The organism is Ignavibacteria bacterium (genome assembly GCA_036262055.1).
In the GTDB taxonomy this organism is placed as follows: Bacteria; Bacteroidota; Ignavibacteria; order Tepidaquicellales; family Tepidaquicellaceae; genus DATAJP01.
Genome location: DATAJP010000003.1, coordinates 337,974 through 352,012, shown reverse-complemented (window position 1 = coordinate 352,012; position 14,039 = coordinate 337,974). Strand labels below are relative to the sequence as shown.

General features: G+C 37.0%; 10 protein-coding genes. 2 read left to right on the top strand and 8 right to left on the bottom strand.

The window, feature by feature from the left end; all coding sequences use genetic code 11:
- Positions 1 to 41: 41 nt before the first annotated feature.
- The 6 genes from ftsH to VHP32_08640 all read right to left on the bottom strand — a co-directional run bounded on the left by ftsH (position 42) and on the right by VHP32_08640 (position 8,732).
- Positions 42 to 2,066, bottom strand: coding sequence for an ATP-dependent zinc metalloprotease FtsH (gene ftsH, locus VHP32_08665; GenBank protein HEX2787963.1), 2,025 nt, complete (start codon positions 2,064 to 2,066; stop codon positions 42 to 44).
- Positions 2,067 to 2,074: 8 nt separating this feature from the next.
- Positions 2,075 to 2,578, bottom strand: a complete 504-nt coding sequence (gene hpt, locus VHP32_08660) for a hypoxanthine phosphoribosyltransferase (protein HEX2787962.1) — start codon at positions 2,576 to 2,578, stop codon at positions 2,075 to 2,077.
- 121 nt (positions 2,579 to 2,699) lie between these two features.
- Positions 2,700 to 2,897 (bottom strand): 30S ribosomal protein S21, encoded by a 198-nt coding sequence (gene rpsU / locus VHP32_08655; protein ID HEX2787961.1) that lies wholly within the window; start codon positions 2,895 to 2,897, stop codon positions 2,700 to 2,702.
- Between the two features lie 84 nt (positions 2,898 to 2,981).
- A complete protein-coding gene (locus VHP32_08650) occupies positions 2,982 to 4,124 on the bottom strand; it encodes a hypothetical protein (protein ID HEX2787960.1) in 1,143 nt (380 codons plus the stop codon).
- 224 nt (positions 4,125 to 4,348) lie between these two features.
- Positions 4,349 to 6,472, bottom strand: a complete 2,124-nt coding sequence (locus VHP32_08645) for a T9SS type A sorting domain-containing protein (GenBank protein ID HEX2787959.1) — start codon at positions 6,470 to 6,472, stop codon at positions 4,349 to 4,351.
- Between the two features lie 94 nt (positions 6,473 to 6,566).
- A complete protein-coding gene (locus VHP32_08640; protein ID HEX2787958.1) occupies positions 6,567 to 8,732 on the bottom strand; it encodes a T9SS type A sorting domain-containing protein in 2,166 nt (721 codons plus the stop codon).
- Between the two features lie 178 nt (positions 8,733 to 8,910).
- Here VHP32_08640 and VHP32_08635 point away from each other — a divergent pair, with 178 nt between their 5' ends.
- Both VHP32_08635 and VHP32_08630 read left to right on the top strand, forming a co-directional pair.
- Positions 8,911 to 11,337 (top strand): T9SS type A sorting domain-containing protein, encoded by a 2,427-nt coding sequence (locus tag VHP32_08635; protein HEX2787957.1) that lies wholly within the window; start codon positions 8,911 to 8,913, stop codon positions 11,335 to 11,337.
- A 24-nt stretch (positions 11,338 to 11,361) separates the two neighbouring features.
- Complete coding sequence (locus VHP32_08630; GenBank protein HEX2787956.1) at positions 11,362 to 11,913, top strand: YqgE/AlgH family protein; 552 nt, start codon at positions 11,362 to 11,364, stop codon at positions 11,911 to 11,913.
- Positions 11,914 to 12,088: 175 nt separating this feature from the next.
- Here VHP32_08630 and VHP32_08625 read toward each other — a convergent pair whose 3' ends face one another.
- Both VHP32_08625 and VHP32_08620 read right to left on the bottom strand, forming a co-directional pair.
- Positions 12,089 to 12,991 carry an NAD(P)-dependent oxidoreductase gene (locus VHP32_08625; protein HEX2787955.1) on the bottom strand — a complete coding sequence of 301 codons (903 nt, stop codon included), beginning with the start codon at positions 12,989 to 12,991 and terminating at the stop codon, positions 12,089 to 12,091.
- A 45-nt stretch (positions 12,992 to 13,036) separates the two neighbouring features.
- Complete coding sequence (locus VHP32_08620) at positions 13,037 to 14,032, bottom strand: hypothetical protein (protein HEX2787954.1); 996 nt, start codon at positions 14,030 to 14,032, stop codon at positions 13,037 to 13,039.
- Between the last annotated feature and the right edge of the window lie 7 nt (positions 14,033 to 14,039).

The following is a 14,039-nucleotide window of genomic DNA, read 5'->3' as shown; positions in this document are numbered from 1 at the left end:
AAAACACCTGTCCTTTATTATTCTTCGTTACAACTTAATTTTTAAGAATTTGCAAGAGCAATTTTGGGATTAAAAGAAGAATCTTCTTTCTTCTTTTTTTCCTTCTCTGCATCCTGTTTTTTTGTTTCAGAAATATTAACTTCTTTTTCTACAGGCGGCAATTCCTCTCCTCTTAACACCATATCAATTTCCTCCGCATCAAGAATCTCTCGCTCAAGCAATACAAGGGATAACCTGTGCAGCTTTTCAATATTATCACTGAGAATTCTTTCCGCTACTTCTAATCCCTGGCTGACTATTTTCTTTACCTCATCATCAATAAGAATCTGTGTCGTTTCACTGTAATTTTTATGCTGAGTAATTTCTTTGCCCAAGAATACTTCTTCCTGTTTTTGACCGTATTTTAAAGGACCAAGCTTCTCGCTCATACCAAATTCAGTCACCATTTTTCTTGCTATGTCAGAAGCGCGCTCGATGTCATTGCTCGCGCCCGTTGTGTATTCATTGAACACAATTTTTTCGGCAGCACGTCCGCCGAATAAGTATGCAATCATTGTTTCAAGATATTCTTTTGAATAAGTATGTTTCTCATCCATCGGAAGATATGAAGTTACTCCTAATGCTCTTCCGCGCGGAATAATTGTAACTTTATGAACAGGGTCAGATTCAGGCAGCATTTTTGCTACAAGTACGTGTCCTGCTTCATGATATGCAGTTGTTTTCTTATCGCGCTCGGAAATTATCAAGCTCTTTCTTTCTGTTCCCATCAAAACTTTATCCTTGGCATTTTCCATATCACGCATTGTGACCATATCAGAATTTCTTCTTGCTGCAAGCAATGCAGCTTCATTCACAAGGTTTGCTAAATCAGCGCCTGAAAATCCCGGAGTTCCTTTTGCTATAATATCTAAGCGAATATCTTTTGACAGAGGAATTTTTCTTGTATGAACTTTCAAAATTCCCTCACGACCTTTAACGTCAGGCCTGTCAACAACTACCTGCCTGTCAAATCTTCCAGGTCTTAATAATGCCGGATCAAGAATGTCAGGTCTGTTAGTTGAAGCTATAACGATTACGCCATTGTTTTGTTCAAAGCCATCCATCTCGATTAGGAGCTGGTTCAAAGTCTGTTCGCGCTCATCATGTCCGCCGCCGAGTCCAGCGCCTCTGTGGCGACCGACCGCATCAATTTCATCTATGAAAATTATACATGGAGCATTCTTCTTTCCCTGCTCGAATAAATCTCTTACTCTTGAAGCACCGACACCAACAAACATTTCCACGAAATCAGCACCGCTGATTGAGAAGAAAGGCACTCCTGCCTCACCTGCTACTGCACGAGCGAGCAAAGTTTTTCCGGTTCCGGGAGGTCCAAGAAGTAATACACCTTTTGGAATTTTACCGCCAAGTTTCTGGAACTTGCCCGGACTTTTCAAGAACTCAATGATTTCTTCAAGTTCTTGCTTTGCTTCATCGGCTCCTGCAACATCCTGGAAAGTAACTTTCAGAGTTCCTTCGTTAAGCATTTTTGCTTTCGATTTTCCGAAAGTAAAAATGTTTCTTCCGCCGCCTGCACCGCCTCCCTGCATTCTGCGCATAATGATTATCCAGAATACAATGATTAACAGCCAGGGCAATGCGCCGAGTAATGGACCGAGCCATCCGCCGTCATCTTTTTCCATTGTGATGTTAACACCTGCATCGTTCCATGATTTTATTACATCCTGTTCGATATTTGAATAAGGAAGGAATAAATTAAACTTATCGATTGTATAAGTTCTGCCTCCGACGTTTACTGGTTCGGGGGCTTTAAGCGTTCCGTAAAATTCATAATTGTTTTCCGATTTTTTAACGGTTGCGCTTGTTATTTTTTTATCATTTAAAAAGGTCTGGTATTGATTGAAAGAAATTTCAGAGTATTTAGCATCATTGCGAGTTGTATAAATCATTATCAGAAAAAAGCCAATCAGAATTGCGCTCCATCCGAGAACAATTTTGAACACCCTGTTCCAGTTAAAATCATCGCCGCCTTTTAAATTCTTATTATTTTTATTTTCGTTTGCCATATTATTACTTAAACTACATAAATTGCTTTTAAATTTCTATATTTTTGTGCGTAATCGAGTCCATAACCAACAACGAACTTATTTTCAATTTCAAATCCAACATAATCTATTTTAAAGTCTATTTTTGAAACTTCCGTCTTGTGAAGCAAAGTTGCAATTCTCACTGACGAAGGTTTATATTTCTTTAATATTTGTTTTAAGAACTTTATTGTCAGTCCCGTATCGACTATGTCCTCGACTATTATTATATCTTTACGAGAAATATCGTTATTAAGTTCCTGTAAAATGTCAATTTTACCTGCTGAAGTTTTTGAATCGCGGTAACTTGAGAGTTTTATGAAAGATACTTCAACATCAAGATTGACCTCTTTTATCAAATCCGATAAGAACATAAACGCACCGTTAAGAACGCATAAGAACACAGGAGTTTTTCCTTTATAATCCTTTTCTATTCGTTTCGCTAATACTTTAATACGTTTCTGAATTGCAGAACTGCTTATTAATCTTTTCAAATTTTATACGTTTTCGACTGAATTATGTTGAATTATTAAAGAATTAGGAACTCGTCTTTAAATTAAAAAACCCACCGAGCCAAAAGAGCAGGTGGGTTAAACAATCTCACGAGAAAATAAATTAATTATTTTCTTCGTCAATAATTCTTTTGTTCTTTCTGATGGCTCTTTCCTTAAGCATTTTCTTCTCAACTGACGGCTTAGTGTAAAACATTCTTCTTCTGAACTCTTTTAACACGCCTGACTTCTCGTATTTCTTTTTAAATCTTTTAAGAGCTTTATCAACGGATTCACCATCCTGAATAATGACTTTGAACAAAGTTATTTACCTCTTTTCTTTTTTATTTTAACAAAATTAATAAAAAAATACATATTTTTCAATGGATTAACTTAATGGTTAGAGCTATCTATATGGGCTGTTTTTGAATGCAGTCGCATCGCGGTGTGTATTTGAGAAGTTTTCCATCGCAAGAACCCTGTCATAGTTATAAATCGCGGAAGTCCGGTCACCTTTTTTATCAGCAAGCATGCCTTCCATAAGGTAAATTTGAGCCAAATATGCTGCAGAACCACCTATTTTATTACTTAGTTCTTCCGATTTTAATAAATATCGCTCGGCTTCAAGCTCATTTCGCATACTGAACAACGTAACTGCAATATAATAATTAGCTTCGCGGCGAGTATAATCATTATTATATCCAGCCTTGTTACTATCAGCTTTTTCAAGCACTTTCTTCCAACCATTTAAAGCTTCAATCCAACGTCCAAGACCGATATAACTTTTAAATAAGTATTTCTCAAATACAGGATTATTGGGGAATTTCTCTATAAGAATCTTTGCATTTTTCTCTGATTCAAAGAAATTGTTTTCATAAGTTATATACAAATATGAAAGAATTCCGCGTGCTTCATATTTCGCAAGCTTTGAGTTGTCGGCAGCATCGGTGATTTGAAAAAGTCCCTTAGCTTTATCCCCGTTTGGAAAAATTATCATTAAAGGTTTTAAAAATGGATATTTTTCAGGCACATATTCAGCGAAATAATTATATAAACCAATCCCAAATAAGATGTCTTTATTATTGGTATTTAGCTCGCTTGCCTTAGTAAAAAGATTTAATGCGTCTTTACCGTCTTCTGCAGCTTTAAACCAGCTTTCACGCAAGCTCCTGACAAGCCCGCGATAACCGATTGCTCCCCCTCTGTAAAATAAAGCCGTGTAATCGTTTTCATTTTTTTCAAGAATACGGTCGGTTATTTCGATAACTTTATCTACGCTATTAAGAAAAATCTCATCGTTTGACTCATCGTCTTTGTTTAGGTTTATCTTCCACCATTCGACCAGCATTTTAAAAAACCAACCTGCAGGGTCATTCGGATTGGTAGAGGTCATCTCATTGAAGATTACATTAGCAGAATCGAATTGTATGTTATAAATATATTCAATTCCTTTCTGAAGCTTTGCATCGGATTGAGATTCGGCAGAATAACTCTTATTTGAGAAAAAAAGGATTAAAAATATTGAAATTAAAAATAATTTATGAATCATTTACAAATATAACTTAATTTCATAAATGAAAAAGGACAGACAAAAGTTCCAAAATGAAAGGTAGTGTTCTAATTTCAAATTCTTTGTAGCCGAAAGCTTTAGCTTTCGCTGAACCGAACCCTATAGGGTTCGGGATACAATTTAATTTCTTAAATTAAGATATTACCAAATAAAAAAGGGGCTTATCGCCCCTTCAGTTTTAAATCAAAATTAATTTTATTTTCTTACTTCACAAACATCATTTTCTTTGTAATTGAAGTACTTCCTGTTATGAGCTTATAGAAATAAACTCCCGATGCCAATCCGTCTGCATTGAAACGAACTTCATAGCTTCCTGCATTTTTAACACCATTGAACAAATTTGCCACTTCTTTTCCAGCGCTGTTATAAATTTTTAATGAAATATTTTCAGTTTGCGGAACGTCAAATCTTATTGATGTTGATGGATTGAACGGATTAGGATAGTTCTGATATAATTTTAATGACGTTGGAATTGATGAAGAAACAGGGTCAACACTCGTTAATACAGAATATGTAATGACAAGTTTAAATAACGCCTGTGTCTGCATATTCAATAAATAACCGCGCTCAGGAACGATAATTCCTGCACCTGCTCCGCTGAGACCTGTATTCACGTTAAAGAAGTTTGCTCCGTTATTCGTTGATAAATATGACTGTGCGCCATAGTTTCCTGTTAATACGAGCGTAGGGTCTTCACGGCAGACATCAGAACCCCAGCCACTGCCTGAGTTATTTGAAACTATGCCCCAAGTATCACCATTATTAACTGTTTTGAAAACCTGGCTTGAGCCCCACGTTGTAGCATAGCAGAATGTCGGGTCAAAAACAGAATTACACATCGAAGGAACTTCGGAAGATGAACTCGGCTTTACAGTGAACCAGTTTACTCCGCCGTTAGTGGTCTTATGAATGTCAGCGCCATCATCACCTATGAACATTACATTTGAATTCCCCCACTCAACGATGATATCGCAAGGGCTTGTAAATGGATTTGAACCGGTTGTTATGCTATTAAACGTTGCGCCGTTATCAGTTGATTTAAAGAATCCTGTTGTTGCGCCGTCAGGTGCAAAATAATATGTTGAAGGATTGTTCTGGTCCATTTCCAATGGCTGACCGTAAGTACTGAAATTTCTTGCAAGTATGTTTGTCCATGTTGCTCCGTAATTTGTGCTTCTTACGATGCAATCAGGCGAAGATTCCATTGCAGCAAGCCAGACATTTGAATCGACCGGGCTTACATAAAAAGAATGCGCTCTTGTTCCGATTGAAATCGTTGCAATCTGTGTCCATGCATCGCCTCTATTCCAGCTTACATAAACTTTGTTTCCGTAAACAACGAACATAGCATCTTTGTTTGTCGGGTGCATGCAAAGGTTATTTCCGATGCCGCTTCCCGGAGAAATTTTTTGCGACCAGTTATATGATACTGTCGTTCCTGCCGGCAGTTCCCATGAAGCACCGCCGTTTGTTGTTCTTATAATAGCATTATTAAGACTGCTGACTGCAAAACCTGTGTTAGCATCCGAATAACAAATATCAACAAGATTAGCCATCATTGGATTTTGTTCAAACTTGAAGAAGTTTGGACTACTGATATTATTCCGGATAAAACCACCGCCGCCGCAGACTCTTAGTTCATTTACGGTTGTACCTGTCACGCCGCGTATATCGGATTTTGTCTTAGAATCAATAATCAACCATGCAAGACCGGTCTTGCGCAATATAGTTCCATTTTCACCAACGACTACAATGCCGGTTGAAAGGTATTTAGCTTTTAATAAATTATTGGTGCTTATAGGGTTTGAAGTCCATGAATTACCACCGTCGGTAGTAACATAAAGTGTACCGCCATTTCCAACCACCACTCCGTTATTTTCATCTAAGAAGCTGATTGAATTTAACTTAACATTCGGAATTCCGGTATTAGCTGATGTCCAGTTATTTCCTCTGTTAGTGCTTTTATATACGATGCCTCCGTCGCCGCAGACATAACTTATGATGCCAAGGTTAGAACATGAATTAAGAGTATTCGATGTAGGCAGTTGAATAGTTGTTATAGGCGAGAGAGTTTTCATTGTTTTAAAAAGCTTTCCACCTGAACCGACTATCCAAACATTATCATTATAACTGCAAACCCACATTAAATTGTCAGTACCGATTGTATTACTTGACCAGGTATTACCTCCGTTAGATGAACGGAATAATAATCCGTTGTTACCGACTGCTGTAACGTTCTGCCCGTCGTTTGTGGTAACACTGTTAAAACCCTGAGCAAAAATATTTGTTGTGAGGAAAAGCGAAAGAAGGAGTACAATAGATTTCATATAATATGGTTTGAGTTATTGAGTAAAGAATACAAAAAAACCTGATACAGAAAAATTTCCTTTCCATATCAGGTTTAAAATTAAAAAGAATTATTTACTTAATCAAAAGCATTTTCTTTGTCTCTCTGAAGTCATTTGCCAAAATTGTATAGAAATAAACTCCTGAAGTCAGATTTGAAGCATTGAAATTAAGTTCGTAGCTTCCTGCATTTTTGAATTCATTTACAAGATTAGCCACTTCTCTTCCTGAAACATCGAATACTTTTATCATAACCTGGCTGTTAACAGGAATATCGTATTTAATTTTGGTTGCCGGGTTGAAAGGATTTGGATAGTTCTGAGAAAGAGCGAATCTTTCAGGAATAATTGAAGAAACGGTTTCTTCGACAGAAGTTATTACCTCATAGGTAATCTGCATCTTAAAAACATTGGAAGTCTGCTGGCTGATAATCCATCCTCTTTCCGGAACGATAACGCCTGCACCGGAACCTGACATGCCTGATGTTCCGGTAGTCCAGTTTGCACCATTATTTGTAGTGAATGATGAACTCGGTCCGTAATTTCCCGTATAAATTACATTCGGGTCCTCGTGGCAAATATCAGATGCCCAACCGCTAAAACCTGTGCTGTGACTAATTTCAAAATTATATCCGAAGTTTGTTGAACGGTAAATTTGTGAACCCGACCATTCAGTTGCATAAATTTTTGATAAATCAAATACGGTATTACACATTGAGGGAATTTCACTTGCAGTTGCTGTTCTTACGTCAGTCCAGTTAACTCCCCCGTTTGATGAACGGAAAATTTTTGCCTGACCTGAACCTGTGACGCCGTCACCAACAAAAATAACATTCGAGCTGTCCCACATTACAAGAACATCGCAGGGACTTCTGAACGGGTAATTTCCGCTGATTTCAGTCCAGTTAGCGCCCATATTGGTTGATTTCCAGAATCCACCGTTATCGGGAGCAAAATAATATGTATTAGGATTGTTTTGATCTTGTTCTAACGGCTGACCATAGTTACTGAAATTTGCCGAATGAACTGCAGTCCATGTTTGACCGTAGTTTGTTGAGCGAATAACTTTATCGGGTGAAGATTCAACTGCAGCAAGCATAATATTTGTATCAATTGGATTTACATAAAATGAATGCGCATTATTTCCGGTTGCACCCCATGTTGCAATCTGGGTCCAGTTATCACCTCTGTTCCAGCTTACATAAACTCTGTTACCCATAGTAACAAAAACTGCATCGTTATTATAAGGATGTCTGCATAAATTATTTCCGATACCTCCGCTGGTTGTAAGTTTTTGCTGCCAGGTTCTTGAAACTGATGTTCCTGAAGGCCAATTCCATATAGTTCCGCCGTTAGTTGTTTTTATGACAACTTTGTTTAAACTGCTGACTGCAAATCCCAATGTGGCATTGTGATAATAAATGTCAACAAGATTTGCCTGCATCGGATTAGTTTCGAAATTATAAAACTTTGAATTGCCGCTTGTATTATTTCTTATAAAACCGCCGCCTCCGCAAATGTGAAGGTCAGTCATTGAAGTTCCCGATATTCCGCGAATGTCGGAACGGGTCCTGGTATTTAATGCACTCCAGTTAACTCCGTTTCTTGTTAAAAGTGTGCCCCATTCACCAACTGCAATAGCGCCGTTAGAAAAGGTTCTGACTCTTAATAAATTTCTTGTGGTTCCGGAAGTCTGCTGTGTCCATCCGCTTCCGCCGTTATTTGTAACATAAATTGTTCCGTTATCACCTACAACAGTTCCGTTGTTGGCATCAGAAAAATGAATGCTATTCAATTTAACAGAAGAAATTCCCGAACTTGAAGAAGTCCAGTTGTTTCCGCCATTAACGGTTTTATAAACTACACCACCGTCACCGCAAACAAAGCCTGTTGAAGAATTTACAAAAAATACCGAGTTAAAAGTATTTGAAGTTCCGGTCTGGACTGAACTAAGCGGCGAGGAAGTCTTAAAAGTTTTATAAACTTTTCCGCTGCTTGCTGCAATCCACACATCATTATCTATTGCATATACAGATTTAAAATTGTCAGAGCCATAAGTATATTGAGCCCAGACGTCGCCGGAATTTGAAGACCTGAAAACAAGTCCTGCATCTCCGACTGCAGTAACATAAATTCCGTCAGGGGTATAAACACTGTTTAAACCTTGTGCATTTACTTGGCTAAATGCGAGGAGTGTAACTGCTAAAGAAAGTATAAAATACTTTAGAAGAGAAGGTTTCATTTAATTTTTTTGGATTGAAAGTTATTAAAATTAATTTTTTTACATCATAGGAACTTATAAAATAAAAATTCAATTATCAATGAAGATACTGATTTATCAGTATTTTTGTTCAAAAAAGTGGTGTATTTTGTATCGTGAATTTAGTAATTATTTTGGGTAATTTTAATGGTTGAAACATATGTATAAAATCTTATTATTTTTAGTTCTGCTCACGGAACCGGTTTTTTCCCAGATTAACTCCCCTATAGTTTTTGTTTCAAGAAATCCGGCATCAAACGGAAATATTTTCTTCCCTCAGGCAGGTTTACTTCCCGGCATGGGCGGCTTTTCAAGGTTCAAAGCTCCAGGCGGCAGAATGCTAATAAGAGAAACTAATGGAAACGTCATAACACTTCTTGACAGCATAAAAATAATCAACGGCATTCGTTTAATTGACGTTCAGCAGCCCTGCGTAAGCTGGGATGGTTTAAGAATCTTATTTGCTGGTATTGAAAACCGTGACAGCAATTGGAGAATATATGAAATCACTGCCGATGGCAGCAGCTTAAGAAAAATTACTCATACCGACAGGTTCATTAATTTATCACAATTCGGACCCGCGGCATCAAAGTTTGTAAAATATGATGACATTGACCCGGTTTATTTACCAAACGGAAAAATAATTTTTGCTTCGACAAGATTCCCTACTCTATCTCAGATTGACGGTTATCCTGCAACGAATCTTTATATTATGGATTCGACAGGACAAAATATGTTCAGGATTACTACCGAAAGAAACAGTGCTGAGAAACCTACAATTGACCCGCTCGGACATATAGTTTATTCACGATGGCTTTTAAATATCGACAGACCAAGTAACTCAGCACCTAATAATATCACACGCATTGACTCACTTGCCTTAACCAATGATATTGCAAACATATGGCAGAACATTCAGATAAGACCTGACGGTGATATAATGAAAATTTACAGCGGTGACCCGCGAAACCGTAAATCATTTTTTACATACCGTTCAAGAGTTGCTCAGGACGGCACTCTCTTCGGAGTTTATGTCCCGAGTCTTTCCATGTCGTTCACAGGAGGAAGTCCGGGCATAAGATATTTTGAAAAAGGTTTAGCTCAATATAAACACATAATCGGTGTCGATACAACAACGTCGCTTTATGTTAATAATCCCCCGTCAACAGGAACATATTCACCCCCTTATGCAACCGACCCGTTGCCATTGAATAACGGAAATATCTTATTGTCTTATGCAACTGACCCGCTGACTGCTGATTTCGGAATTTACACATGCAATATCAACGGTTCGGGATTACAGCAGGTAATTAACTTCCCGGGAACACTTGAGCTCAATGCAGAACTTTTGGTTGCGAGACCTGTGCCGCCGTCATTACCTTATCTCACAACATTTGATACTAATAGAGTTCCGCCGACTTCTGATCCTTCAACTTTTTATCAGGGCGGATTATTCAGATTTGATTGTCTAAACATTTATACAAATGCACCTGTTGACGTTCCGATTGATGATGCCCCTAAGATTAACCGCAAAGTAAAGATTCAATTTTTTATGAATCATCAGCGACAGGACCCGAACGGGCAGGACTTCCCTATTTTATTCGGTGAACAGCCGATTGAACTCACAGGGCTTCTTGCAAGCGGTGAAAGTCCCGCAAACGTAAATTTATTTGAACAACTTGTCGATGACAGCGGAAAAGTACTCACTAACAACAACGGAAAATTTGCTCACGTTTCGGGAATGAACTTTGGCATTAACGGCTCAGGCGCAAAATGTGTCGGATGCCACGCAGGACACACATTGATTCCGCTCCCTAACTCAATCGGTGAAGCTCAGTTCACGAATTATTCGACCTCGGCTCATGTAATCGAAAGCAGTGTAACGGGAAATTACAAAGGCAAAAACGCAATCGACAGAAAAGCTCAGAATAAAAATCTGAACGTCAACTGGATTTCTGCCGGAACGCAAGACCAGTATCTCGAGCTTAGCTGGGATTTATATATGGACGTTCGTGAATTAAAATTATATAACATTCTTTCAAATTCCGAAAACGGTACTAATATAAACGTTAATGACTGCGATGTTACATTTTACAAAGACGGCGAGGTTGTGAATTTTATTAACTCGACAGGTGTTTTAAAACCAGACGGCAAGTCTGTTCCTGTATCACCGGCTGTTCTTTGCAACAAAATAAAAGTACGTATAAAAGAATTTACCGGAACTGTGAACGGAATGAATGTTGCCGGACTTGCGGAAATCGAAACGATTGCAAAAATCAGTTACGCAAATATCGTGAACGTGAATAACGGAACCGAGATAGTCGGTGAATATAAATTATTCCAGAATTATCCGAACCCGTTCAATCCTGCAACGAAGATTGATTATTATCTTCCGAAAAGCGGACATACGAGCTTAAGAATTTATGACATAACAGGAAAAATGATTGCAGCTCTTGTTGAAGGTAAAATGGAAAAAGGTTTTAACTCGATTGTGTTCGATGCAAAGAGCTTACCATCGGGAGTTTATTTTTATATTCTGAAATCGAATGACTTCGTGCAGTCTAAAAAAATGGTGTTACTTAAATAATTTTTTTCTTTTAATAATTTTGTTATGATGCATAGACCCGATAAAGGAAAAATATTAATCTCCGCCCCCTTTCTAAACGATATATTCAAGCGCTCAGTAATTTTTTTAACTGAACATAACGATGCAGGCAGTGTCGGTTTTATCTTAAACAAAAAACTCGACATTAAGCTTGATGATGTTGTCGAGGACTTTCCTCAATTTGATGCGAATGTTTATATCGGAGGACCTGTCGAACAGGAAACGCTGAACATTGTTCACCGGGTCGGTTCGGTTATCGATGATTCATTTGAAATCGGCGACGGGATTTACTGGGGCGGCAACTACGAGCAAATCAAATCTCTCATTTCTACAGGCGTTTTAAAATCCGATGATGTTTTGTTTTTTTTGGGATATTCCGGCTGGAGTCCCAACCAACTTGACGGTGAAATTAACACCAAATCATGGTATGTTTCCGATATCGATGAAGAAAATTTATTTGATAACGACCATTCACATCTCTGGGCTGACTCGCTCAAACGCATGGGCGGCGAGTATTCCATCATTTCCACCTTCCCCGAAGACCCGATTGTCAATTAGTAATTTGCAATTAGTAATGTGCAATAATAATTAGTAATTAGTAATTAGTAATGAGTAATTAATAATGAATATATTTTTTTATTACAACATGAGTGTGTCATTCTGAGCGAAGCGAAGAATCCCCTTTCAATATCGATTTATTCAAATCTTTATTAAAAACTTTTAACTAGAAATGTCATTCCCGCGCAGGCGGGAATCCCAGTACCTCTCTCAATCCCTCTTTCACTCCCAACGGCATCAATCCAAGCTTCTTAATTTTTTCTGTATTCATTGAAACATCCTTAACTTTTTTTATATTAGAAATTTCATCCATCGAAATTGCCTCAATTAAAGAATTATCAAAACCCTTCAATTCACACAACGTCTCCGCAAGCTCCACCCTGTTCACTCTCTCTGCACCTCCCCAATTTAATATAATATTGCCAACTTCCATATCGCATAATTTCGCAATCAATCTTGCAGAATCAATCACTGACATCGGAGTTCTATACTGGTCATAAAATAATTTTGTTTTTCTGCCCTCATTGAAATTATCATACATTGTCTTAAAATAATTCATCGCTTTGCTCAAACTGAAACCATACATCAACGCCTGCCTCAAAATGATATAATTCTTTGCAGTTTTTCTGATAAGCTCTTCACCTTTGTATTTTGTCTCTGCATAGACCGTGATGGGATTTATCTTTGCTTCTTCGTTCAGCATCTCTCCCTGCTCGCCGTCATAGACTAAATCGGTCGAGGTATAAATTAATTTTGCTGAAAATGAATTGCAAAGCTCTGCAAGAAACTGCGGAAGCTCCGAGTTTATTTTATAGACTTCTTCATAAGGCATCTTGTCGCAAAGGTCGGTGCGTGAAATCGCCGCAGTGTGAACAATCACGTCCGGCTTAAACTCCCTCACCATCTTCTCGACCTTGTCGAAGTCGGTGAGGTCAATTTTGATTGAATTATAATTCAGACAGTTGCCGGTATTGTTATTATAAGTTGTGAGTACCTCATTCTCCTTCGAAAGAAAAACATTGAGATACTCTCCCAGCATCCCGCTTCCACCGGTTATAAGGATTTTTTGATTTGGCAAATTTAAAAATAAATTTTATTAGAATTTAGAGGTGACAATTTTTATTTATTTATCATCGGTATTCTCTTTATTTTCTTCTTCCCGTATAAATTGAGGTAATTCTTTTATATCTGGAATTTCCAATTGCCGGGTATCTGGTATTAGTTCTTTTGTTTCTTCAGGCGCCTTCAATTGTGGTGTAACAAAAAGTCCTTGTCCTAATAAATTAGATAACTTATCAATTGCAGCAGAAACAGAGTTTGTTAATTCAGGAGTTATTTTTAATTTTATGTCAATTTTTTCTGAAACCTTACTATCTTCATATTCTTTAATCGTTTCCTTGGTAGCCTCTATAACAATAGTTGCTTGCTCACTAATTTCCTTTTTTAATTTTTCCTTAATCTCATTTTCTGTTTCAGACTTATTTGTAGTTTTAATCTTTAATTCACTTAAAGTTTTTTTAAATTCTAAAAATTTCTTTTTAACATTCAAAATATGTTTAGCACTTATTACAATTAAACCTATAAACTTGACTAATATTTTTGCATTTTCCACTGGTTCATCTATATTTTCCACAAAAGTTTTAAAATCTAACCACAATGAACCAATGTCATAATCAGTGATTTTTATATTTCCTCCTAATCTTGCAATTGGATCAGAGAAAATAATATATAATTCGTTAATAACTTTTTGAAGTTTTTGAACGTCTTTGATATCTTCAGGAATTTTTATACTAAATGAATAATCTTGATTTTTAATATATAGATTTACAAAATTATATAATAATCTACTTCTTTCTTTAATTTGGTTTAAAGTACTTACTAGACGAGAATAATCATTGGAAGAAATTATAGTTCTGTTTGAATTATCCTTCGCTACTACAATTTGCCCTAATGTTACCAATTCTTCATTAAAAATATCTAACAAACTTAAATTACTCTTTAGTGCCAACAGTTTATCATAACTTTCTAAATAATGTCGCTCATTTCCACCAAAATCTACTCGTTTAAATTCAGTAAGTAATATTTCTTCTAAAACTAGTTTAACCTCTCTTAATCTCATATTATTT

Coding starts and splice junctions, on each gene's coding strand:
- ftsH (HEX2787963.1), bottom strand. CDS start 2,066: ATGGCAAACGAAAATAAAAATAATAAGAATTTAAAAGGCGGCGATGAT.
- VHP32_08635 (HEX2787957.1), top strand. CDS start 8,911: ATGTATAAAATCTTATTATTTTTAGTTCTGCTCACGGAACCGGTTTTT.
- VHP32_08640 (HEX2787958.1), bottom strand. CDS start 8,732: ATGAAACCTTCTCTTCTAAAGTATTTTATACTTTCTTTAGCAGTTACA.
- VHP32_08650 (HEX2787960.1), bottom strand. CDS start 4,124: ATGATTCATAAATTATTTTTAATTTCAATATTTTTAATCCTTTTTTTC.
- VHP32_08630 (HEX2787956.1), top strand. CDS start 11,362: ATGATGCATAGACCCGATAAAGGAAAAATATTAATCTCCGCCCCCTTT.
- VHP32_08645 (HEX2787959.1), bottom strand. CDS start 6,472: ATGAAATCTATTGTACTCCTTCTTTCGCTTTTCCTCACAACAAATATT.
- VHP32_08620 (HEX2787954.1), bottom strand. CDS start 14,032: ATGAGATTAAGAGAGGTTAAACTAGTTTTAGAAGAAATATTACTTACT.